Below are 22,363 nucleotides of genomic sequence, written 5' to 3' on the forward strand. Positions count from 1 at the left end.
TCACGTGCAAAGCGATTATGGGCTATTATATGCACGCTGCAGATATGGGTGAATGCCTATTTGAATTAACTCGGTGCAAGCGGAACAAGCGGGCCTTCAGACTGAGAACCTCCGGGGCTGATTGCAGGAGGAGCGGGCGTCGTGAAAGCCCCGGTGTTATAGAGATTTGCAAGCGGCTTGATGATGCCTGCGCTTCCAATCTGCAGAACGGAAGAGTTGCTGACGGCATCCACTTTCAAAAAATTAATTTGAATGGTCTGGTTAATGTAAAAATTCATTTTTTCACCCCGTTTATGCATTGCCGACAATCGGCTGGTCAACCACGTCATTATCGTAAGCGTTCGTCACACTGTTTTGATTGTAGATGTTCAGTCCGTCACCTGTATTAAAAGATCCTGCCCCGGCAAAGGTTTTGACCTCGCTGTAAGGTGAGATGGTAATGCAATCCCCGACGTGAACAATGCTGCTTGTTCCGACGGCATTCACTTTAAATGCTCCCACAATGGCTGGCATATTCAACATCCTTTGCTTCATTCAGGCAGTAAGGCACCTGTAAAATATCGTATGAAAAATAGGCAGACTTGTGATAAAAGCGGAGTTTTTCCTGCAGCGCGATAATTGATTTTTCATCCTTTATTAATCAGGGAAAAGACGTTTTGACAGCTTTCACTGAAGCTGCAGCTATTTCTTTTTAGAGCAAAATGATCCATACTGGATAAGAATACAAGAGAAGCAGATTCATTGTTTCTTAAATGAAATGAGGTCCATGCAAACATGTCCCAAGTGGTCATTCTAGCTGAAAAACCAGATCAGGGCCGCAAGCTTGCAGCCCCTTTTCCTTCTGTGAAAAAAGAGGGATATTTAGAGATTAAACCGTGCCAGGTATTTCCGGACGGCGCAAAAATCACGTGGGCAATCGGCCACCTGGTCGAACTTAAAAACCCCGATGAATACAAAGACGAATGGAAAAAATGGCGGTTTGAAACACTGCCGATTATTCCAGATCATTTTTCATATAAAGTCAGCAAAGGGAAAGCGAAGCAGTTTAAGATTGTCAAAGAGTTATTAAAGGAAGCAGATGAAATTATCATCGGCACTGACCCTGCCCGTGAAGGGGAAAATATTGCAAGACTTCTGATCATGATGGCCGGTGCAGAAAAAAAGAGCGTGAAGCGTCTTTGGACAAGTTCATTAACAGAAAACGCCATCATGAAAGGATTCACAGAGCTTTACGACGGGAGCAAGACCATCCATCTTTACCATGAAGCCCAGGCGAGGCAAATCTCTGACTGGCTTGTTGGCTTAAATGCGAGCAGGCTGTATACCCTTCATCTTCAGAAGAAAGGGATAAGGGATGTCTTCAGTGTGGGAAGAGTGCAGACTCCGGTTCTGAAACTGATCTATGACAGGCAAAAGGAGATTGAAAACTTTAAGCCTGAACCTTTCTTTGAGCTTCAGGCTGCATTTGAAGTGTCCGCAGGAAACTATACCGGAAAGCTGAAGGGGCGCTTTAAAAGCCCGGAAGAATTGTTTTCTGCTGTTGGTCCTGAAATTGTAAAGGGAAAAACGCTTTATGAAGCGACAGTGAAAAGTGCAGAAACAGCGGAGAAAAGAGTACCGCCGCCAAAGCTTCACAGCTTATCAACCCTCCAGGCAAAATTGAATAAACAGAGAAAAATGAGTCCAAGCGGGGTTCTGAAAACAGCACAGTCTCTTTACGAAAAAGGGTATATTTCGTATCCGAGAACAGACTCCCAGTACATAACAGAAGAAGAATTCGGATACATCAAAGCGCGAATCGGCCAGTATCAGGAGACCCTGTCCCTGTCATTTACCCCTGCTAGACTGTCGCCTTCAAAACGATTCGTGGATGCCAAACGCGTGAGCGATCACTATGCCATCGTGCCTACTGAAAAAAGGGTCACGCAAGCTGCATACAATTCCTTCAGCGGTGAACAAAAGGCTGTATACGAAGAAGTGATCAAAACAGCTCTCGGCATGTTTATGGAGGATTACGTCTATGATGAAACAACCATTCTGACGTCCATCGGCAAAAATGATTTTATCAGCAAGGGAAGAACGATGAAAAAGCCCGGCTGGAAGACGCTGTACCAAAAAGAGACTGACAGCCCGGAAGAAAAAGCAGATCTTCAAATGCTTCCAAAAGTGGCGGCGGGCGAGCCCGCAAAAGCGGAAATCGGAGTGAAGGACGGCATGACACAGCCTCCTAAACCGTACACCCAGGGACAGCTGATCACGCTCATGAAAACAGCCGGCAAGCATGTGGAAGACAAAGAGATGAGAGAAGCGCTGAACAGCACAGAAGGCCTCGGGACAGAAGCAACGCGCTCCGGAATTATTGATACGCTTCTTATGAGGAAGTTTATTGAAGTGAAGAAAAATGAAGTTTTTGTCACGCCGAAAGGGGAAGTTCTTTGTGAAGCCGTTGACGGCACCCTGCTCTCAAAGCCTGAAATGACGGCAAAATGGGAAGTCTACCTCAAAGGAATCGGAAGCGGCGAAAAATCCAAAGAAGTCTTTATCGAAACGGCCAAAAAATTCTGCTACACCCTGATCAGCCAGGCAGGCGAGAGTATGGCTAAACTCGAGGTCGCCATTCCGCCCCAGCAGGAAACGCGCGCTGCAATCTGTGCCTGCCCCGCCTGCCAAAAGGGCAGCATCATGGACAGAAAAACCTTCTACGGCTGCACAGAATACAAAAGCGGATGCAAGCAGACCTTTCCGAAAAAACTGCTCGGAAAATCCATATCCGCCGCGCAGATCAAAACACTGTGCCAAAAAGGGAAAACCAATAAGCTCAAAGGCTTCAAAGGTAAAAAGCCGTTTGATGCAAGTCTTGTCCTGAAGGATGGGAAGATTGAGTTTTCGTTTGAATAATCCGTTTGCCGCGCGTCCTCTTCAGGAATCAAGGGCGGTGAATATCTGAACCGTACCTTCAAACCCTTGGAGACTGAGCTTGGCGGCACTGTAAGCGGGAGTGGTGCCTTCAAAACCTGGCAATCAGATATTGAGGGTACTAAAGAGCGGGAATGGTGCCCTCAAAATCAGAAACTCGGAAATAGAGGGCACTAAAAACGCAGAATAGAACCCTCAAAAATTGAAAGTGGGAAATAGAGGGCACTAAAAACGCAGAATAGAACCCTCAAAACCTGAAAGTGGGAAATAGAGGGCACTAAAAACGCAGAACAGTACCCTCAAACCATTGAAATCAGAGCTTGAGGGCACTAAAAATACACAATGGAACAAAAAGAAAAATCACAGGAGGGAAGTCATAATGGATCCACTTACAGCAGTCCCTGAGAAGGACAGGCTGCATACGCTTGATATTCTGAGAGGCTTTTCGCTGCTTGGCATCCTGCTTGTGAATATGAAGTCTTTCTATGAGCCTGCTCTTTATGAGACGAGTCTTGTGAGCGGCAGCGGGTCTGACCGGATTGTTGAGCAGCTGATTTCGTTTTTTGCTCAGGCAAGCTTTTATCCGCTGTTCTCATTTTTATTTGGAGCGGGAACGGTGATTTTTTATGAGAGGGCATTGAAAAAGGGGCATTCGTTCAATGTGTATTACTCAAGAAGGCTGATTGGGCTGCTGATTATTGGCCTCCTGCATGCTTTTTTGATCTGGCATGGGGACATTCTGGTAAACTACGCCTTGATTGGGTTTTTATTTCTGTTATTTATCAAGTGGAATTCCAGGGGGCTCATCAAGTGGGGGCTATTCATCCTGCTGCTTCCAAATGTGCTGATTACTTTTGCTCTTGTTGCGGCATATGCAGCAGATCCGGAGATGCTCAGTCACTACAAATCGGAGGAAGCTGTTCAGCAGTCAGCTGACGCGTACCAGACAGGGAGCTTTTTTGACATTACTCAGCAGAGAGTGACAGACTGGCTGTATGTAAATAACTTTGAGAATGCATTTTTTCTTGTGATATCCATTTTACCGCTTTTCATGCTTGGTGCTGCCGCCTATAAGCGTGGCTGGTTTCATAAGGATCTGTCGTCTGAATGGAAACGGACGGCACTTATAACAGGAACTGCCGCAGTTCTATTAAAAGGTGCACCCTTATATTGGGAGGAGAATTTGCTTACTCAGCATCTGCAGCTGTCATTGGGGGGTCCGGCACTGACCCTGTTTTATGTTTCGGTGATTCTGCTGCTGCTGAATAACTATTCTTTCAAGCTTGGCGCTCTTAAGGCAGCGGGACGGGCATCTTTAAGCAATTACCTGATGCAGTCATTGGTCTGTACATTTCTTTTTTATTCCTATGGTTTTGGCTTGTACGGAAACATTTCAGCAGCCGAAGGTGTCATGATTGCAGCGATTCTCTACTCGGTGCAGCTGATTGTCAGCTATTATTGGTTTAGAACATTTCGGTTTGGTCCGGCAGAATGGCTCTTGAGGAAGTGGATTTACTTGTTCAGCAGAGGTTAGTTTACTGCCGTCTGCAGTTCACCTTCCATCTGCCGCTTGATTTGTTCTAAGATGAGCTGGTCGAGCTCCTGGCTGCGGCGCACCGTTTCAGAAGAATTCATTCCATGTTCTTTTGCTGCTTCAAAAAGCTTTTGTCTGTGCACTTCGATTTCATTCACTGCCATGATTTTCCTCCAACTTTCATGGTTTAATAGGAAGGTTTTTTTGAGAAATGGAATTCCAAAAAGGCTTGTTCCAAACGGGTTACACTTATTATACACAGGGTTGTACAAAATGGTTTGATTTCGCTAAAATAACAAAAAACATTACAGGTTTCTACAAAGCGGGATAGGTTTCGATCTGTTTTTCATTGGTCTTATGCCAAAGAAAAATGCTGCCGGACAGACAGGCGTTTTTTTAGAGGAAATGTGTCATTCTTTATCGAATAAGATACATTATCAGGCAGTTTAGATTAAAGAGATAACGGGGGGTAACAATGAAACTTGCAACAGCTCAGATTGGCGGAAGGACCTTCATCGGACTGATTATGGAAGAAAACAAGATTCTTGATATTCAAAGGGCAGAGAAAAAGTGGTTTGACATGGAATCAGCCCCGCAGTCAATGATTGAATGCATTGAAATGGGAGAAAAGTTTTTCAATCACCTGAAACAGCTGCAGATGTATGTGAAAAAGGCGGATGAGACAGAATCCTTTTTATATTCTCTGACGGATGTTACATGGCTTCCTCCTATTGCTTCTCCGCGGAAGAACATATTCTGCGTGGGCAAAAATTACAGGGAACATGCGATTGAGCTTGGGAGCGAAGCGGATATTCCTGAACATGTGATGCTTTTTTCAAAAGCCCCTACAGCCGTAACGGGCCATGGCCAGAAGATAGACCCTCACCTTCATTTGACAAGTGAGCTCGATTACGAGGGTGAGCTTGCGGTCATTATCGGGAAAAAGGGGAAACGGATTCCGGAAACTGAGGCAATGGATTATGTATACGGTTATACTGTATTAAATGACATTACCGCAAGGGATCTTCAGTCAAGGCATAAACAGTTTCTTCTTGGAAAAAGCCTGGATACATCCTGTCCGATGGGACCGTATATTGTCCACAAATCGGCGGTTCCTGATCCTTACGCACTCTCTCTCGTCACAAAAGTGAATGGTGAAATCAGACAGGAAGGGCATACGAAAGACATGATCTTCTCTATTGAAAATGTGATCTCGACCATTTCACAGGGCACGACACTTGAGCCCGGCGATATCATTGCAACCGGAACACCTGCAGGAGTAGGGAAAGGGTTTAAGCCGCCAAAATATTTAAGCCCGGGAGATACTGTTGAAATATCAATTGAAGGCATCGGAACGTTAAGCAACACGATTGCTGAATAAAATGCAAGAAGCACATCGGTTTCGGTGTGCTTCTTTGCTCTGCTCTATTATGAGAGAACCTTTTTCACTTTTTCAATCGCCCAGTCCAGATCTTCTTTTGAAATGACAAGCGGCGGTGCAAACCGGATGACCGTATCATGTGTCTCTTTGCACAGAAGGCCTTCTTCTTTCAGCTTCTCGCAGTAAGGGCGGGCAGCTTCAGTCAGCTCAAGGCCGATGAATAGACCTCTTCCGCGTACTTCTTTAATGACAGGATTGCTGATTTCGCGAAGCTTCTCCTGCATATACGCGCCGAGTTCAAGTGAGCGCTCAGGAAGCTTTTCCTCTGTCAGAACGTCAAGTGCAGCGATGGAAACAGCGCATGCAAGAGGGTTTCCTCCGAACGTTGAACCATGTGAACCCGGCTCAAATACACCAAGGACATCTTTGTCTGCAGCTACGCAGGAAATAGGGAAAACCCCGCCTCCAAGTGCTTTTCCGAGAATGTACATGTCAGGCTTAACGTCTTCCCAGTCGCAGGCAAAAAGCTTGCCGGACCGGCCAAGGCCTGCCTGGATTTCATCTGCAACATAGAGAACGTTTTGTTCTTTGCAAATGTCAAAAGCAGCTTTCAGGAAGCCTTCTTCAGGAATGTGGATGCCTGCTTCGCCTTGAATCGGCTCGAAAATGAAAGCAGCCGTATTCGGTGTGATTGCTGCTTTCAGTGCATCAAGATCACCGAACGGAATGACTTTTATTCCCGGAAGCATCGGTCCGAAACCGCGCTTGTATTCATCGCTTGAACTCATTGATACCGCTGTCATTGTACGGCCGTGGAAATTTTCCTCGCACACGATGATCTCAGCCTGATCAGCAGGTACCCCTTTCACATCATATGCCCACCGGCGCACTGTTTTTACAGCGGTTTCAACGGCCTCAGCACCTGTATTCATCGGAAGAACCATTTCTTTACCAGTTAAAGCGGATACTTTCTCATACCACGGTCCGAGCTGGTCGTTGTGAAAAGCTCTGGAGGTCAGGGTGATTTTGTCGGCCTGCTCCTTAAGTGCTTCAATGATCTTAGGGTGGCGGTGGCCCTGATTGACTGCTGAGTAAGCACTGAGCATATCCATATATTTGTTTCCTTCAGGATCCTCTACCCAAACCCCTTCTGCCTTGGAAATAACGATCGGCAGCGGATGATAATTATTTGCCCCGTATTTTTCAGTCAAGCTGATGATTTGTACTGATTTAGACACAATATCCCCTCCTGGTGCGTTTAAGTCTTGTAAAACAGGAATCTAGCATTCCTCAACTACTACAATAGCCTACCTTTTTCAAGAAAACAATAGGCGGGGAGATGCGCTTACATTTCATTTTTTCATGAGATTCATGATATTATATGGATGGATTACCATGTTTAAAAGAGGAGGAATGCCACATGACACACTTGCATATTACGACCTGGGTTGTCGCACTCATTCTATTTTTCGTTGCGAACTCCCTCTTCAAGTCGGGAAAAGAAAAACCGTTTAAAATTGTACACATGACACTCAGACTGTTCTATCTGCTGATTATTGCTTCAGGAATTCAGCTGCTGCTCGGCCTTGGCGCAATCACCGGAGAGTACATCGGAAAAGTCATTCTTGGAATCTATGTCATCGGCATGATGGAAATGATCCTTGTCCGCGGAAAAAAGGGCAAGCCGACACGCATTTTCTGGATTCAGTTTGTCATTGCATTGATTGTTGTTATTCTGCTTGGCCTGCGTCTGCCGCTTGGCTTAAAGCTGTTTTAATGAAAAAGCCTCCGCAACTTTTTGCGGAGGTTTTTTTATGGTTTCAGCTGGGTTAAAAGAGCTCTTGTTCCAGTACATACTGTAAATTCGAATCTGTCTTCATGCTTGTTTCCTCTCAGGAAGTGATGCTGCACGGCGCAGACGGCTTCTTCGTTATCAAACTGGTAGAAGGAAACCCCTTTTTTCTCTTCTGCTTCTTCAAGAAAGACCATCTGATTGTAGCTGTAGATGCAGTCATGAATCGAAAAGGAAAGTTCATTCAGTTTTGACGTAAAGGAAACAAATGAGTCATCAGTAGCTTCCTTCAGCATATAATCAAGCGCATACTGCACCTTTTTGGGAATGCGTAGGGTATCATTTTCACGGAGCTTATGCATCCCCGTCGGAACCGATAGCTGGCCGTTTCCGCTATAAATCCCATGATACCAGCTGTCTTCTAAAAGAATCTCCACTTTTTCATCTTTTTTGAAATGAAGAATCGTCACTTCCTCATGCTCATCATCATAAAATAAGATTTCCTGATCCTCGCCAATCTCAATAAATCCGGTTATGTGCGCTCTTTTTTGACGCTCAAACAGCCGGTGCTTCTGTTTTGACAGCATAACGCAGCCTCCTTTGCCCATGTTCTTATCATTCGTTTTTTCCAAAAGGAGGAAGAATTATGCAGAATGCCTTTATACTTGCCTGAAGAAAACGTGATAAGGACAAATCAACACTTCATAAAGTAAGCATAGGATAGGTACATCTTTGACCGTCTGAGACCTATCAGACAGTAAAAACGGGGAGTGAAAGGCAGATGTGTGGAATAACAGGCTGGGTTGACTACCAGAAAGACCTCAAACAGCAAAAAACTGTCATGAAAGCCATGGCGGAGTGCTTATCCAAGCGCGGACCGGATGATACGAACTTGTGGGGAGAGCAGCATGTTCTGTTTGGACATAAACGTCTCGTTGTTGTGGACCCTGAAGGCGGCAGGCAGCCGATGACAAGAAGCAGGGAAGAAAATGAGTACACGATTTGCTACAATGGGGAGCTTTATAATACAGAAGACATCCGCACGGAACTTCTTAAAAGGGGCTACACATTCAGAGGCCATTCAGATACAGAGGTGCTGCTGACTGCCTATATGGAATGGAAAGAAGAGTGTGTCAATCATCTAAACGGCATTTTTGCCTTTGCGGTGTGGGATGCTGCCCGTGAATCCGTATTTATCGCAAGAGACAGACTGGGAGTAAAGCCGTTATTTTATGCAGAGAAGGACGCATCTCTCATTTTCGGCTCCGAGCTGAAAGCTATTCTTGCACACCCGGATCAAAAGGCTGTGCTAGACCGGGAAGGGATGAGCGAAATATTTGGCCTCGGACCATCCAGAACGCCTGGCATCGGGGTTTTTAAAGGGATAAAAGAACTGCGTCCTGCCCATGCCATGACATTTTCCAAGAATGGAATAAAGGTATGGAGATACTGGAATGTGAAAAGTGCCAGGCATATAGATACATTTGATGAAACGGTAAGCCGCGTCGGGTTCCTTGTGAATGATGCTGTGACAAGGCAGCTTGTATCCGATGTGCCGGTTTGCACCTTTTTATCCGGAGGCCTTGATTCAAGCGCCATTACCGCTATTGCGGCAAAGGCTTTTGAAAAAGAGGGAAAAGGTCCGCTCCACACATTTTCAATCGATTATGAAGATAACGAGAAGTTTTTCAAAGCAAATGAATTTCAGCCGAACTCGGATGCCCCTTGGATTGATAAAATGACAGAAGCTTTCCAGACTGTTCATCACCGGTCTGTTATCACGCAGCAGCAGCTCGTTGACAACTTGACGGAAGCGGTTGAAGTCAGAGACCTTCCGGGAATGGCGGATATTGATTCATCTCTGCTCTGGTTCTGCCGTGAGATAAAGAAAGACTTTGTTGTGGGTCTGTCCGGAGAGTGTGCGGATGAAATTTTTGGAGGCTATCCGTGGTTCCACAGGCCGCAGGATTTATCGGAAGAAGCGTTTCCGTGGATGAGGTCTACGGATGCACGCATGAATCTGCTTCACAAGGACTGGCAAAGCAAGCTGAACTTAAAAGAATACGTGAAAATGAGATATCAGGAGACGCTGAAAGAGACGCCGCTGCTCGACGGGGAATCTGAGACAGAGTCAAAACGCAGACAGCTGTTTTATTTGAACATCCTTTGGTTTATGACGACGCTGCTTGACCGCAAAGACCGCATGAGCATGGGCGCAAGCCTTGAAGTCCGGGTGCCGTTTGCAGATCACCGTCTTGTTGAATATGTCTGGAACATTCCGTGGGAGATGAAGATGCACGGAGACCGGGAAAAAGGCATACTCCGCAAAGCGCTCGAAGGTTCTCTGCCAAACGAGGTGCTCTACCGGAAAAAGAGTCCGTATCCTAAAACGCACAATCCTCATTACACAAAAGCGGTCAAAACGTGGCTGCAGTCTCTTACGCAGAAAAAGGATTCAGCGCTGCATACATTTTTTGATAAAAAGGCGCTGCATGACATCATCGAATCAGAAGGCAGTGCTTTCAAGGCGCCGTGGTACGGACAGCTGATGACCGGGCCGCAGCTTCTTGCCCATCTTGCACAGATCCACGTCTGGTTTGAAACCTACAGAATTGATATTGATGAATCGTAAAAGCCGGCTGAGCCGGCTTTTTGTAATGAAACAAACTCTATTAATTTCCTCTTTATGTTAAAATTAGGAGCGGGGTGAAGATGATGTTTTATAAAAAAATCTTGAGTGCAGTCTTGGCAGCTTTTGGCCTTAGCTTGACATTCCTTCTGTTGAGCCTTATTTCTGGTGCTGTTAATGGTTATTTGGATTATTGGGATGCATGGATGATGATGCCGGTTTTTCTCTTGGCTGCCGGGGGCTTTATTGTGGCTGTTGGGCTGCCTGTGAGCATCGTCTCCTATTACATAGTGCGCAACAAGGGCAAGAGCAGAAGGCTTCTGAACTTTTCTATTCACGTCTTATCTGCTGCGGTTGCCGGCTTTTTTATTTTTCGGGAGGTTTATGGAATTCTCCTGACTGTTTTCGCAGGGTTTTTATATTTTCTGTTTGATGAATGGCTTTTGTATCACAGTAAGCATGAGCCGGTGAAAGGAACGAAATGGGACACTGCATTTGTTGCACTTGTTCTTGTTTGTATTGGAGTCCCCTTATTTATGGCCATATGGAACAGCGGCAGAGAGGAAGATGACGACTTACCGGACTTGTCCAAACCACCGGTTATATCGGTCGTATGGAATGAGAAAACGCTTGAGTCTATCAAGCCCAAATACTGCAAGGTTGAAGTTAAAGGCTGTACTAAGGAAATGGATCCATATTATACAGACAGCCTGAAAGGTGATGTGCTTGATACCTATTATTCAAACACTTTCACGCTGAGTGCTGCTAACAGAGAAGGAGAACCGGAATTTGAGATCTATTATCTCGAAGGAGAAGAAGTGAAGGAGCTCAGACCAGTGAACGGCGTTTATGTTGTGCCTTTGGGACTGAAAGATCAGGTAATGAAGGGAAATGCCGTTTGGGAGAACGAAATCCTGACATTTGAAGCAACGGTGAATATGATAGAAACGAGTCCGGCTAAATAGCCGGGCTTTTTTCTGTGCGTCAAATGATCTGAAAAGCTGCTGAAATCGTTCCTATTAGGGAATAGTAAAAAAAGGGAGAACCTAATTGATTGTGTTTTAATAAATTGAATTGTATAATGTTTGTATAACTGTTGTACAGGAATTAGGAGGAGTAAACATGGCTAAAAAAATCATAGTCATCGGTGCAGGGCCTGGCGGCTTGGCAGCTGCCATGAATTTAGCGAGTCAGGGGTACCAGGTAGACGTATATGAAAAACAGCCATATGTCGGGGGGCGCAATGCTTCCATTGAACTGGACGGCTTCACGTTTGATATGGGGCCGACCTTTTTGAGCATGATCCATATTGCTGAAGAGATTTTTGCTTCAGCCGGGAGAAACCTTCATGATTATATGGACATGATTGAACTTGAAGAAATGTACGAACTGATTTTTGACGATCAGTCCTTAAAAATGACAAAAAATCCGGAAAAAATGGTCGAGAGATTAGAAGAGTTTTCGCCGGGGGACGGCAACGGCTATAACAGGTTCATGAACGATACGCGCAGGAAAATGGCGGCATTGACTCCGATTCTGCAAAGCAAAATGGACCGCTTCAGTCATTACTTGAGCTGGAAGGTCATTAAGGCTCTTCCGCAGCTGACTGTTACGAAATCGCTGTATGATGTTTTATCAGGCTATTTTAAAGACGAAAGAGTCAAATATGCGTTTACGTTTCAGTCTAAATATCTTGGCATGTCCCCATGGGAATGTCCCGGAGCATTTTCAATCCTTTCTTTTATGGAACATGAATACGGAATTTTTCACCCAAGAGGCGGAGTAAACCAGCTGTCAAAAGCAATGGCAGCAGTGCTTAAAGAGCATGGGGGCACGATCCACCTCGGAAAAGGAGTGAAAAAACTGCTGCTCCAAGGCAAGGATGTGAAAGGCGTCATTCTTGAAGACGGAACGACAGCAGCTGCTGATGAAGTCGTCATCAACGGCGATTTCGCCCACGTTATGTCAAATCTCGTTGAACCGGGTACATTAAAGAAATTCTCAAAAGAAAAACTGGAGAAGAAAAAATACTCCTGTTCAACCTTCATGATCTACCTCGGTCTCGATAAAAAATATGATCTGCCTCACCATACAATCGTTTTTTCTGAAGATTATAAGAGAAACGTAGAGGAAATCACGAAAACCCTCAAGCTGTCAGGGGATCCGTCCATCTATATTCAGAATGCGGCTGCAACAGATGATACTCTGGCGCCTGAAGGCAAGTCTGCGCTTTACATACTTGCCCCGGTACCAAACAACTTCAGCAATATTGACTGGGAACAGCATCAGGAAGAGTTCCGGGAACTGGTGTTTGAGACAATTGAACGGAAAACGCAGTTTAAAAACTTGAGAAATCATATTGAAACGGAAAAAATCATTACGCCGAAGAACTGGGAAGAAGACATTCTTGTCTATAAAGGAGCAACCTTTAATTTAGGCCATCAGCTGACACAGATGATGGTGCTCAGACCCCATAACAAATTTGAAGAGCTGAACAACTGCTGGCTTGTCGGAGGAGGAACTCATCCGGGCAGCGGGCTTCCAACCATCCTAGAATCAGCAAGGATCACGACCAATGCCATATTGAACGAAACCAGTCATGCTGTACCAATCAAATCTGAAAAGAAATTGGGGAATGCACTATGAAAATTGCAATAGCGGGCGGCGGCATTGGCGGGCTTATTTCAGCTCTGATGCTCAGGAAAAAAGGATATGAGGTCAGTTTGTTTGAAAAGAGAGACAGACTTGGAGGAAGGCTTGCCTTTACAGAAGAGCAGGGGTACAGGATTGATGAGGGCCCGACAATTGTTCTTTTGCCGGAAATGCTCACATCCATTTTGAATGAAGCAGGAATTAGCCGTGATCAGTACGAATTAATCAATATCAATCCGCTTTATAAACTGCACTTTAAAGACGGGTCTTCGTACACGAAATATAATTCCATTGAACGGCAGATCCAGGAGATAAAGGAGAACTTTCCGGGAAATGAAGAGGGCTTCGTTCAGTTCATGAAAGACATGGAAATCCGCTTCAACCTTGGTAAGGACCAGTTTCTCGAGAAATCCTTTCACGATAAGCGAACGTTCTGGACGCGCAACAACCTGAAAACGCTCGTGCACCTGAAAGCTTATAAATCTGTAAACAACTCGTTAAAAGCCTATTTTCAGGATGAGAGAATCCGGCAGGCCTATTCCCTGCAGACACTTTATATCGGAGGCAATCCGCTTGATTCACCGGCCCTTTATTCGCTCATTTCATTCAGCGAGCATAAGCACGGCATTTATTATCTGAAAGGCGGCTATGCATCCCTAGTTACGGTTCTTGAAAACGCCCTTCTAAATTCTGGCGTAAAGGTGATGAAAAATGCTATTGTTGAAAGAGTAGTAACAAAGGGAGAGCAAGCAGCAGCTCTGATTGTAAACGGAGAAGAAGTCAAGGCGGATGCCTTTGTTTTAAACGGAGACTTTCCAGGCGCATCAAAGATGATTCCAAAGGAGTCAATGCCTGCAAGAAACTATACGGCGTCATCCAGCTGTGTTCTGCTTTACTTCGGACTGGACAAAGTCTACACGGATTCACCTGTGCATCAGTTTTTTATGGGCTCGAATTTTCAGCAGCATATGAAAGAAATCTTTGAAACGAAAGAAGTTCCGTCAGATCCTTCCATCTACGCATTTCATCCTTCTGTAATCGATTCCTCACTTGCACCCGAGGGACACGGCGTTTTATACGCACTTGTGCCGGTGCCATCAGGCAGCTCGATCAACTGGTGGGAACAGGAAGGTTTTGTTGAAAAGGTTATTGATCAGCTTGAAGAAAGAGGATTTCCCGGTCTCAGAAAGTCAATCCAGTGGAAAAAAGTCAGAACACCGGATGACAAAGAAATGGAAGGACTCTTTCAGGGAGGAAGCTTCGGCATCGCTCCGACTTTGTTCCAATCCGGCGTGTTCAGACCGCAGGTTAAACCATCCAAGCTCACAAACGTTTATGCAGCAGGAGCTTCGATCCACCCCGGAGGCGGGATCCCGATCGTTATGCAGGGGGCGAAGCTGATGGTTTCTGCCATCTTATCCGATCATCAAAACAAAGAGAGGGAAGGAGTGAGTCTGAGTGGTTGATTTAAAACAGGCCTATCAGCAATGTGAAGAAGTCATCCGGCATCATTCTAAAACTTTCTATAAAGCTTTTTCGCTTCTGCCTCCTAAAAAAAGAAAAGCAGTGTGGGCTGTATACGCCTTCTGCAGAATCGTCGATGACATCGTAGACGAGGGAGAGAGGCCAAGTGAAGAGTTAATGGAATTCACGGCTGAATTCGACTCTTTTCTAAGAGGGGATTACTCTAAAGATAATTTCATGTGGGTGGCCCTGCACGATACATTCACCAATTACGATATGGATGTGGAAGCCTTCCGGGACATGATTAAAGGCCAGGGAATGGATCTTGTCAAAATCCGCTATCAGTCTATGGAAGAAGTGCTTGATTATTCGTATCACGTTGCAAGCACAGTCGGCCTCATGCTTTTGCCGGTGCTTGCTCCGAAGAAGACAAACGTTCTTCGCGAAGGGGCTATCGCTCTTGGACTCGGCATGCAGCTGACGAACATCCTCAGGGATATCGGAGAAGATCTCGAACGCGGCCGCATTTACGTCCCTGAAGAGGTAATGGCAAAACATAAAATGACCGAATTTGATCTGCAGCAGCAGAAGGTAACCCCTGAATTTATCAGAGTGTGGGAGCATCTTGCCGCAGAAGCGGAAAAGCATTACGATACAGCGATGCTGACTATGCATGAATATCCTTTGCATTCCCGCGCACCTGTGAAAGCTGCCGGACACTTCTACCGTGCAATCCTTAATAAAATCCGCTTGAATGACTACAATGTGTTCGGTGAGCGGAATTTTGTGTCAAGTGAAGAAAAACATGCGATTCTTTCGCAAATCTGATTTTGAACACAGCTCAGCGCTGCACCGTCTTCATCGGGACGGTGCTTTTTGGCAGTCTGTTAATCTCACTATTTTGATTATTCTAAAATAATGATTGACAGAACCCATTACGCAGTATAAGATTACGTTATTCAATTTAATAGCTTGCTTATCAAGAGTGACTGAGGGAACAGGCCCTGCGACGTCCGGCAACCTCCTTAAATGGAACGGTGCTAAATCCTGCAGAATGTCCTTCATTCTGAAAGATAAGTCGTCATACATACGATTCCTCTTTCTGAATGAAGGAGGAATTTTTTTATTCAATCTAGGGGGAAAAAGACATGAAGAAAATGGTGTTGGCATTATTAGTAGCAGGAGCGGGAATCCTGTCTGCGTGCGGCGCAGAAGAAACAAACGGAGAGAAAAAAGAAATTAAAATCGGCGCATCAGCCGGTCCCTACACAGATATGGTGGAACTGGCTATTAAACCCGGTCTTGAAAAAAAGGGATATGAAGTTGAGGTTGTTCAGTTCAACGATTATATTCAGCCCAATAATGCCCTGGGCAATGATGAACTCGATGCCAACCTGTTTCAGCACAAAATTTACATGGAAACATTTGCTGAGCAAAGCAAACTGGAACTTTCGGAAATTATCACAGTGCCGACGGCTCCAATGGGATTGTACTCAGACAAGGTAAAGAAGATTGATGAAGTCAAAGATGGCGCGTCAGTCGCTATTCCGAACGATCCGACGAATGCTGCCAGGGCGCTTCATATTCTGAAGGACGCAGGACTGATTCAGTTAAATGAAGAGGTCAGCCCGCTTCAAGTATCTGAAAAAGATGTGACAGAGAATCCTAAAAAACTGAAGTTCCTTCCGATTGAAGCTGCGCAGCTTCCAAGAGCTGTAGAAGATGCCGACCTATCTGCCGTGCCGGGGAACTTTGCCCTTGCGGCTAAAATGGACCTTGCGGATGCGGTGACTCTGGAGAATATGAATGACGTGCACCGCAATCGTGTTGTGATGAACACAAAAGACGCAGATTCTGAAATCGCCGAAGATATTAGAGCCGTTGTTGAATCAGACGAGTTTGAGAAAGCGATAGACAAAGATTTTAAAGGATTCGGAAAGCCTGAGTGGATGGAAGGGAAATAAATAGAGGAGAATGAAAACAGTCCGTTTTGGGCTGTTTTTTTGCGTCTTTCCTTGAGTATTTCTGCTTCCTCTGAAATAATTGGGTCATAACAAAAGATAACCAACTAAAGAAAGAAAAGGAGACAGGATGAAAAATTCAATCAGCGGATGGAACTTTGACAACAGCTATATGCGTCTTCCGTCACTCTTTTTTGCCAGTCAGAAACCGGCCCCGGCAAGTTCTCCTGAAATTGTGATATTTAATGAAAAACTGGCTGCTTCTCTCGGGCTCAATGCTGACACATTAAAAAAGGATGCGGCCGTTTTTGCAGGAAACCGGATTCCTGATGGTGCAGAGCCGCTTGCACAAGCATACGCAGGTCACCAATTCGGCCATTTTACAATGCTTGGCGACGGCCGTGCGATCCTGATTGGAGAACACCTGACGCCTGATGATAGAAGAATCGATATTCAGCTGAAGGGTGGAGGCAGAACGAAATTCTCCCGGGGAGGTGACGGCCGCGCTGCCCTTGGTCCGATGCTTCGGGAGTACATCATCAGTGAAGCCATGCACGGTCTTGGCATCCCGACGACACGGAGTCTTGCGGTGGTCACAACGGGAGACCCTGTCATCAGGGAATCGTTTTTGCCTGGTGCGGTTCTTACCCGGATCGCTTCTAGCCACATTAGGGTCGGCACCTTCCAGTATGCGGCTAACTGGGGAGGCGTAGAGGATTTGAAGGCCCTTGCCGACTATGCAATCAAGCGGCATGATCCGGAGATTGAAGAAAATGAACACGCCTATCTGTCTTTTTTAAAGAAAGTGATTGACCGGCAGGCTGAACTTATTGCGAAATGGCAGCTTGCAGGATTCATTCACGGTGTCATGAACACCGACAACATGACAATCAGCGGAGAAACCATCGATTACGGACCATGTGCCTTCATGGACGCATATAATCCTGAAACCGTGTTTAGCTCCATAGATGTAAACGGCCGCTATGCATACGGAAACCAGCCTTACATCGGCGGCTGGAATCTTGCAAGGCTGGCTGAATCGCTTTTGCCGCTGCTTCATGAGGATGAGGAAAAGGCGGTTGAGATTGCGCAGGATGCCCTCTCAGGGTACAGTGATTTGTATAAGCAGTACTGGCTTAATGGAATGAGGGACAAGTTGGGCTTGTTTCATCAGGAAGAAGAGGACGAGTCACTCGTTCAGAAATGGCTGAAGATGATGCAGAAGCATCGTGCGGATTACACAAATTCGTTCAGGTCGCTAACGACTGGATCATACGGGGACTCTGCCCTGTTTCAATCAGAGGAGTTTGGAAAGTGGAATCGTCTTTGGCAAGAGAGGCTGGGAAGGCAGCACCAATCAAAAGAGGATTCGCTGCAGTTGATGAAAAACAGCAACCCTGCCGTTATTGCCCGTAATCACCGGGTAGAAGAGGCCCTTGCAGCCGCGGCAGATGGAGATTACAGTGTGACTGAGAGGCTGCTGCGTGTATTGGAAAATCCTTATGCGTACTCCCCGGAACAGGAAGAATACTGCAAGCTTCCTCCAAATGACGATCAGCCTTACAGGACTTATTGCGGGACGTGAGATGATAAAGCGGTGACGAGCTAATAAAAAACTGTTTCCCGTATTCAGGGAAACAGTTTTTTAGCTTCTGTACCTTGAAGCAACAGCCTCTCCGACGTTCAATCCGCTCAGGGTTACCATGGGCGAACCTCCTCCGGGATGGGTGCTGCCGCCGACGAAGGATAGGTTGCGGATGTCTTTTGAAAAATTGGAAGGGCGGAGAAAGGCATCCATTTTTCTGTTGGCTGAAATACCGTAAAGAGCTCCGCGGTATGCTCCAAACGTGTCTGCGATTTCAAGGGGAGTTATGACCCTTTCACAGGCTAGTTGACTCCTGATCTCGAGTCCTTTTGCCTCCAGAATACCATAAATCCGTTCCTTGTAGGCTTCTGCATCGGCAGCAAGCTCGCCCTCTCTTGTAAGAGCGGGGGCATTGACCAAGATGAACAAATTATCTCCTGACGGGGATACGCTTTTGTCCGTATACGAGGAATTGCTGATATAGATGGTCGGTTCGCTGCTGTAGCGATGCTCAGAAAACAGATCACTAAATTCCTCTTTATAATCCTTGGAGAAATAGACATTATGGTGCAGGAGCTCCCCATGTCTTTTTTTCAGGCCGGCCAAAATGACAAATGCAGAGATGGACGGCTGGTAGCTGTCGCGCTTTGAAGCTTTAAATCCCGGACGGTGCTGCTCGTCAACAAGTTCAGGATAAGCCTGAAGCAGGTCGGCATTCATGATGACTTCATCCGCTTGAAAAGATTGTCCGTCTTCAAGCAGAACAGATGATACCTTCTTATTTTTCACTTCGAGCCTGCTTACCTTCGCCCCAAAATGAAACCGCACGCCGAGTGTTTCTGCGGCTGCTTTAAATCCTTCTGCAATTTTCACATTCCCGCCTTCTGCGTAAAAAACGCCCTGGACAAGCTCAAGATAAGCGATCATTGAAAAAGTGGCAGGAGAGATATACGGGGAGGAGCCGATGTATGTCGCATACCGGTCAAACGCCTTTATCAGCTCAGGGTTTTTAAAATATCGGCTGAAAAAGTGATGCATGGACTCGAGCGGACGGACTTTTAGAAGCGCGGTTCCAAGTGAAGGTGAGAGGTAGTCTGCAAACGACTGAAACATTTTTGGGAAAAAGTGCGTTTCAGACAGTTTGTACAATCTTGTAATTTCTTTTAGAAATTCATCATAATGCTGTGCGGCAAACGGATCGATTTTCTCCAGCTGCTCTTTCATGGATGCGGAATTGCTTGTGAAATCAAAGACCGTTCCATCGCTAAATACGTTGCGCGTATGAACATCAAGCTTTTTCATGTTCAGAACGTCACTCATCCTCATGCCTGCCTTTGAAAATACGCGGTCAAAAACCTGAGGCATGGTAATCGTATTTGGACCAAAGTCAAAATGATAGTCTAAAAGGGAAACAGGCATCAGCTTTCCGCCTGCATGCCTGTTTTTCTCCACGACATCCACCTGAAAGCCTTCGCTTGCAAGAGTAATGGCCGCTGACAGCCCTCCAAGACCGGCTCCGATGACGACTGCTTTTTTCATAGGGAAACGTCCTTTCTTCTATAACACATTCTCAAACCCGCTGACGTTCTTTTCAATGACCTGCTGTCTAAGGGAATCGAGTTCTTTTGTAAACAGCTCTTCAAAACAACTGTTCTTTTCTTTACGGGATGTCCCTTTAAGTTCTTTGTATCTTATGGGAGGACAGATCCGGACGAAAAGATCCTGCTTTTTCCGGTCTCCAAAGGAATAGTAAAAGATGACGGGAAGAACCGGTACGTTAGGGTGTTTCTCAAGCAATGAAATAGCCCCGGGCAAAAAGCCGAGAGGGCGCTTCTCAAGATGCATTTCATCCCCCTGCGGGAAAAGACAGACGGACTTGCCCTCATCCAGTTTTCTGCCGGCATACTGAAGAGAAAGCACAATGTCTTTCGGTTTCCCTCGGTTAACAGAAAACGCGCCGAGCTTTTTAAAAAAAGGAAATTCTTTAAGGCCTTTTTCGTGCATCATGATGTAAATATCGTGTTTTATTTTTACCTGGTTGCAGTGTAAAAGAAGAAGACCGTCCCACCACGAACTGTGATTCATGCAGATAATAGCCTGATCCGGCAGCTCGGCGGGACCATCGAGGTAGATCCCGTTAAAATGGCGCTTAAACAGCTGCCTGTTATAAAGGGAAAACAACTTTTCAAAGTAAGGCTTTTTGGCTGCTTCAATCATGAGGGAGCCTCTTTAAAGAATAATAGTAAACCGCAAGCGATGCAGCAGTCAGCACAAGGGTGACCGAAACGGCAAGCCACAGTTTGCTGATCAGCGCCAATAGGATGAACATGGCCTGCATCAGAATAAAAACAAGGACCATCCGGCTGTGCCAGATGCCGCTTACGTTCATTTCACTATGTACAAGAAAGTAGATGACAGCATGCAGAATGAAGGCGACAATAAACCATCCTGCAAAATTGGAAAAGGGAATGTTGTAGTAAAAACTTTCTGCCTGCCATACCCAGTACTCTTTAACCTCGTAGGCGACAGGATCAATGATCAGATCCATCAGAACCGCAAGCAAAGAGCCTGTAAGAACATAAATCAGCACATTCTTCTTATAGGCGATCACTTTGGCAAGTGCATGTGACGAGGCGATCACCATCAGCCATGCAAATCCGATTGCGATGGGAACGCCGATCAGTTTAGGGCCGAAATCCTGCGTGTAGTAGTAGTCACCAAACAATATACCGTACTCAACGCCGAGGTGCTCTGCAAAAATGGAGAAAAAGACGATGATTGCAGAAATGGAAAGTCCTTTTGAAGTTCCGTATGAACGAACAAAATAAATGCCTCCGATCAAGCCTGCAGCTATCAGGAACACCACATTTGCCCATTCAAGGGCGGGAGGAAGGATATCAAAGCTTAAAAGAACTACACCGCACGCATACCAGAAAAGGAAAAAATAATAGATGGACTGATCAATTTTCATTTGTGCACCTCTCTCTCTACTCTGATTATAAGAAACCGCAGGAGGATGCACAAGGAAACGCGCTCTGGCCGTGGGCAGGGGGGGCTGAACAGATTTTTCTGCACAAAAAAAGAGCGGCATCACACCGCTCTAAACCACTCTGTTAAGCTGTTGTTTTTTTCTCAGGTTTGCCTTCTTCTAAAGAAGCGAATGATTCAGGATAGCCGTAGCTGCCGTGCTCACTTATATCAAGACCGATCATTTCTTCTTCTTCTGTCACACGGATTGTGCCCATGGCCTTTTTCATCACAATCAGGATGACGTAAGACACGATGAACGCATACGCGGCACATGAGAGAATGCCGATGGCCTGAACGCCTAGCTGTGTAAGGCCTCCGCCGTAGAACAGTCCCGCAAGTCCTCCGTTTCGCTCAGCAAGCTCCGGAGTAGCGAAGAAACCGGTGGATAGTGTACCCCAAACGCCTGCCGCACCGTGAACGGAGAGGGCAAAAATCGGATCATCAATTTTCGCTTTATCAAACAGCTTCATGCTGAAGTAGACAAGAACACCGGCGATAAGTCCGATGACAACGGCTGCCCACGGGGCCACAAATGCACAGGAGGCAGTGATGGCTACGAGTCCGGCAAGAGCGCCGTTTAAAGTTGTAGGAATATCAGCTTTGCCGGTCATCACCCGCACGGCAATCATCGCTGCGATGGCACCTGCACCAGCTGCAAGCTGCGTGTTTAATGCTACATATCCGAAAAATCCGTCTGATACGCCGAATGTGCTTCCTGCGTTAAATCCGAACCAGCCGACCCACAGGATTAAAACGCCAAGAGCCGTATACACCTGGTTATGGCCGAAAAGCTGGTTCATTGTACCGTCTTTTGCATATTTTCCGAGTCTTGGCTTTAAGACAATCGTTGCAGCAAGTGCTGCCATCGCGCCAGTCAAATGGACAACTGTAGATCCTGCAAAGTCCTGCTTGCCTAAATCCTTAAGCCAGCCCGCTCCCCAAATCCAGTGGGCAACAACCGGATAGATCAATGCAGAGAACAAAACGGCGAAGATAACATATGCGGACAGTTTAGCGCGTTCTGCAAATCCCCCGAAAGCAATTGTCAGTGCGATTGCTGCAAAGGCGAGCTGGAAAAAGAAATCAACGGAAGTGGTCAGCCCGTCAGTTGCAGGAGAAGCATCTCCGTAAAAAAAGTTTGAAAGACCGATAAATTTATTCCCATCCCCATAAATGAATCCATAACCAACTGCCCAGAACACAAGAGACGCAATTCCAACTGTGAAAATCGTCTTGCCCGCAATATGGCCGGCGTTTTTCATCCGGGTAGATCCTGCTTCAAGAAGAATAAATCCTCCTTGCATGAGCAAAACAAGTATACCTGCAATGACGACCCATAAATTATCCATTAGCACGACAGCATCCATTCCTCAACACACTCCTTTTAATAAAAGATAATAAAGACTGATTTTCATGTAA

General features: G+C 45.8%; 20 protein-coding genes and 1 riboswitch. Of the genes, 11 read left to right on the top strand and 9 right to left on the bottom strand.

The window, feature by feature from the left end; all coding sequences use genetic code 11:
- Positions 1–65 precede the first annotated feature (65 nt).
- Entirely contained in the window at positions 66–278 is a 213-nt protein-coding gene (locus JOJ89_RS04615; RefSeq protein ID WP_029283787.1) for a spore germination protein GerPB, read from the bottom strand.
- 13 nt (positions 279–291) lie between these two features.
- Positions 292–513, bottom strand: coding sequence for a spore germination protein (locus tag JOJ89_RS04620; RefSeq protein ID WP_029283789.1), 222 nt, complete (start codon positions 511–513; stop codon positions 292–294).
- A 261-nt stretch (positions 514–774) separates the two neighbouring features.
- Between JOJ89_RS04620 and JOJ89_RS04625 the strand changes: the two genes are divergently transcribed.
- Together JOJ89_RS04625 and JOJ89_RS04630 are read left to right on the top strand one after the other, a co-directional pair.
- Positions 775–2,898, top strand: a complete 2,124-nt coding sequence (locus JOJ89_RS04625) for a type IA DNA topoisomerase (RefSeq protein ID WP_203289705.1) — start codon at positions 775–777, stop codon at positions 2,896–2,898.
- A gap of 397 nt (positions 2,899–3,295) precedes the next feature.
- Positions 3,296–4,450, top strand: coding sequence for a DUF418 domain-containing protein (locus tag JOJ89_RS04630; RefSeq protein WP_203289706.1), 1,155 nt, complete (start codon positions 3,296–3,298; stop codon positions 4,448–4,450).
- Here JOJ89_RS04630 and JOJ89_RS04635 read toward each other — a convergent pair.
- On the bottom strand, positions 4,447–4,614 hold the full coding sequence (locus JOJ89_RS04635; RefSeq protein WP_081414267.1) for an aspartyl-phosphate phosphatase Spo0E family protein: 168 nt from the start codon (positions 4,612–4,614) through the stop codon (positions 4,447–4,449). The two genes, JOJ89_RS04630 and JOJ89_RS04635, sit on opposite strands and share 4 nt — an antisense overlap.
- 311 nt (positions 4,615–4,925) lie before the next feature.
- Between JOJ89_RS04635 and JOJ89_RS04640 the strand changes: the two genes are divergently transcribed.
- Entirely contained in the window at positions 4,926–5,831 is a 906-nt protein-coding gene (locus tag JOJ89_RS04640; protein WP_203289707.1) for a fumarylacetoacetate hydrolase family protein, read from the top strand.
- Between the two features lie 47 nt (positions 5,832–5,878).
- On the opposite strand, the gene JOJ89_RS04645 is transcribed toward JOJ89_RS04640, so the two are convergent.
- Complete coding sequence (locus JOJ89_RS04645; protein WP_029283797.1) at positions 5,879–7,069, bottom strand: ornithine--oxo-acid transaminase; 1,191 nt, start codon at positions 7,067–7,069, stop codon at positions 5,879–5,881.
- Between the two features lie 182 nt (positions 7,070–7,251).
- Here JOJ89_RS04645 and JOJ89_RS04650 point away from each other — a divergent pair, with 182 nt between their 5' ends.
- Positions 7,252–7,608, top strand: coding sequence for a YisL family protein (locus tag JOJ89_RS04650; RefSeq protein ID WP_029283799.1), 357 nt, complete (start codon positions 7,252–7,254; stop codon positions 7,606–7,608).
- 35 nt (positions 7,609–7,643) lie between these two features.
- Here JOJ89_RS04650 and JOJ89_RS04655 read toward each other — a convergent pair whose 3' ends face one another.
- Positions 7,644–8,210 carry a DUF2777 family protein gene (locus tag JOJ89_RS04655; protein ID WP_203289708.1) on the bottom strand — a complete coding sequence of 189 codons (567 nt, stop codon included), beginning with the start codon at positions 8,208–8,210 and terminating at the stop codon, positions 7,644–7,646.
- Positions 8,211–8,404: 194 nt separating this feature from the next.
- Between JOJ89_RS04655 and asnB the strand changes: the two genes are divergently transcribed.
- The 7 genes from asnB (at position 8,405) to JOJ89_RS04690 (ending at position 17,914) form a co-directional block, all read left to right on the top strand.
- The gene (asnB, locus tag JOJ89_RS04660) at positions 8,405–10,255 is read left to right on the top strand and encodes an asparagine synthase (glutamine-hydrolyzing) (RefSeq protein WP_029283803.1); all 1,851 of its coding nucleotides are present in this window, start codon (positions 8,405–8,407) and stop codon (positions 10,253–10,255) included.
- 80 nt (positions 10,256–10,335) lie between these two features.
- Complete coding sequence (locus tag JOJ89_RS04665; protein WP_029283805.1) at positions 10,336–11,217, top strand: hypothetical protein; 882 nt, start codon at positions 10,336–10,338, stop codon at positions 11,215–11,217.
- A 157-nt stretch (positions 11,218–11,374) separates the two neighbouring features.
- On the top strand, positions 11,375–12,898 hold the full coding sequence (locus tag JOJ89_RS04670; RefSeq protein ID WP_029567334.1) for a phytoene desaturase family protein: 1,524 nt from the start codon (positions 11,375–11,377) through the stop codon (positions 12,896–12,898).
- The gene (locus tag JOJ89_RS04675) at positions 12,895–14,370 is read left to right on the top strand and encodes a phytoene desaturase family protein (protein WP_203289709.1); all 1,476 of its coding nucleotides are present in this window, start codon (positions 12,895–12,897) and stop codon (positions 14,368–14,370) included. Before JOJ89_RS04670 ends, JOJ89_RS04675 begins: the two co-directional genes overlap by 4 nt.
- Entirely contained in the window at positions 14,363–15,196 is an 834-nt protein-coding gene (locus JOJ89_RS04680) for a phytoene/squalene synthase family protein (protein WP_029283810.1), read from the top strand. The genes JOJ89_RS04675 and JOJ89_RS04680 overlap by 8 nt, the downstream gene beginning before the upstream one ends.
- A gap of 145 nt (positions 15,197–15,341) precedes the next feature.
- A riboswitch (SAM riboswitch) is annotated at positions 15,342–15,448 on the top strand.
- Between the two features lie 68 nt (positions 15,449–15,516).
- Positions 15,517–16,332 (top strand): MetQ/NlpA family ABC transporter substrate-binding protein, encoded by an 816-nt coding sequence (locus JOJ89_RS04685; protein WP_203289710.1) that lies wholly within the window; start codon positions 15,517–15,519, stop codon positions 16,330–16,332.
- Positions 16,333–16,459: 127 nt separating this feature from the next.
- Positions 16,460–17,914 (top strand): protein adenylyltransferase SelO, encoded by a 1,455-nt coding sequence (locus JOJ89_RS04690; RefSeq protein ID WP_203289711.1) that lies wholly within the window; start codon positions 16,460–16,462, stop codon positions 17,912–17,914.
- Between the two features lie 60 nt (positions 17,915–17,974).
- Here JOJ89_RS04690 and JOJ89_RS04695 read toward each other — a convergent pair whose 3' ends face one another.
- The 4 genes from JOJ89_RS04695 to JOJ89_RS04710 form a co-directional block, all read right to left on the bottom strand.
- Positions 17,975–19,453, bottom strand: a complete 1,479-nt coding sequence (locus JOJ89_RS04695) for a phytoene desaturase family protein (RefSeq protein WP_203289712.1) — start codon at positions 19,451–19,453, stop codon at positions 17,975–17,977.
- An 18-nt stretch (positions 19,454–19,471) separates the two neighbouring features.
- Positions 19,472–20,131, bottom strand: coding sequence for a lysophospholipid acyltransferase family protein (locus JOJ89_RS04700; RefSeq protein ID WP_203289713.1), 660 nt, complete (start codon positions 20,129–20,131; stop codon positions 19,472–19,474).
- Entirely contained in the window at positions 20,124–20,885 is a 762-nt protein-coding gene (locus JOJ89_RS04705; protein WP_203289714.1) for a carotenoid biosynthesis protein, read from the bottom strand. Before JOJ89_RS04705 ends, JOJ89_RS04700 begins: the two co-directional genes overlap by 8 nt.
- Before the next feature lie 142 nt (positions 20,886–21,027).
- Positions 21,028–22,311 carry an ammonium transporter gene (locus JOJ89_RS04710; RefSeq protein WP_203289715.1) on the bottom strand — a complete coding sequence of 428 codons (1,284 nt, stop codon included), beginning with the start codon at positions 22,309–22,311 and terminating at the stop codon, positions 21,028–21,030.
- Between the last annotated feature and the right edge of the window lie 52 nt (positions 22,312–22,363).

Origin of the sequence: Metabacillus sp. cB07, assembly GCF_016839225.1 — a bacterium.
Lineage (GTDB): Bacteria > Bacillota > Bacilli > Bacillales > Bacillaceae > Bacillus_P > Bacillus_P indicus.

What these genes read in the sequence shown, in the direction of transcription:
- JOJ89_RS04615 (WP_029283787.1), bottom strand. Translation starts at nt 278, where the DNA reads ATGAATTTTTACATTAACCAGACCATTCAAATTAATTTTTTGAAAGTG.
- JOJ89_RS04620 (WP_029283789.1), bottom strand. Translation starts at nt 513, where the DNA reads ATGCCAGCCATTGTGGGAGCATTTAAAGTGAATGCCGTCGGAACAAGC.
- JOJ89_RS04625 (WP_203289705.1), top strand. Translation starts at nt 775, where the DNA reads ATGTCCCAAGTGGTCATTCTAGCTGAAAAACCAGATCAGGGCCGCAAG.
- JOJ89_RS04630 (WP_203289706.1), top strand. Translation starts at nt 3,296, where the DNA reads ATGGATCCACTTACAGCAGTCCCTGAGAAGGACAGGCTGCATACGCTT.
- JOJ89_RS04635 (WP_081414267.1), bottom strand. Translation starts at nt 4,614, where the DNA reads ATGGCAGTGAATGAAATCGAAGTGCACAGACAAAAGCTTTTTGAAGCA.
- JOJ89_RS04640 (WP_203289707.1), top strand. Translation starts at nt 4,926, where the DNA reads ATGAAACTTGCAACAGCTCAGATTGGCGGAAGGACCTTCATCGGACTG.
- JOJ89_RS04650 (WP_029283799.1), top strand. Translation starts at nt 7,252, where the DNA reads ATGACACACTTGCATATTACGACCTGGGTTGTCGCACTCATTCTATTT.
- JOJ89_RS04655 (WP_203289708.1), bottom strand. Translation starts at nt 8,210, where the DNA reads ATGCTGTCAAAACAGAAGCACCGGCTGTTTGAGCGTCAAAAAAGAGCG.
- asnB (WP_029283803.1), top strand. Translation starts at nt 8,405, where the DNA reads ATGTGTGGAATAACAGGCTGGGTTGACTACCAGAAAGACCTCAAACAG.
- JOJ89_RS04665 (WP_029283805.1), top strand. Translation starts at nt 10,336, where the DNA reads ATGATGTTTTATAAAAAAATCTTGAGTGCAGTCTTGGCAGCTTTTGGC.
- JOJ89_RS04670 (WP_029567334.1), top strand. Translation starts at nt 11,375, where the DNA reads ATGGCTAAAAAAATCATAGTCATCGGTGCAGGGCCTGGCGGCTTGGCA.
- JOJ89_RS04675 (WP_203289709.1), top strand. Translation starts at nt 12,895, where the DNA reads ATGAAAATTGCAATAGCGGGCGGCGGCATTGGCGGGCTTATTTCAGCT.
- JOJ89_RS04685 (WP_203289710.1), top strand. Translation starts at nt 15,517, where the DNA reads ATGAAGAAAATGGTGTTGGCATTATTAGTAGCAGGAGCGGGAATCCTG.
- JOJ89_RS04690 (WP_203289711.1), top strand. Translation starts at nt 16,460, where the DNA reads ATGAAAAATTCAATCAGCGGATGGAACTTTGACAACAGCTATATGCGT.
- JOJ89_RS04695 (WP_203289712.1), bottom strand. Translation starts at nt 19,453, where the DNA reads ATGAAAAAAGCAGTCGTCATCGGAGCCGGTCTTGGAGGGCTGTCAGCG.
- JOJ89_RS04700 (WP_203289713.1), bottom strand. Translation starts at nt 20,131, where the DNA reads ATGATTGAAGCAGCCAAAAAGCCTTACTTTGAAAAGTTGTTTTCCCTT.
- JOJ89_RS04705 (WP_203289714.1), bottom strand. Translation starts at nt 20,885, where the DNA reads ATGAAAATTGATCAGTCCATCTATTATTTTTTCCTTTTCTGGTATGCG.
- JOJ89_RS04710 (WP_203289715.1), bottom strand. Translation starts at nt 22,311, where the DNA reads ATGGATGCTGTCGTGCTAATGGATAATTTATGGGTCGTCATTGCAGGT.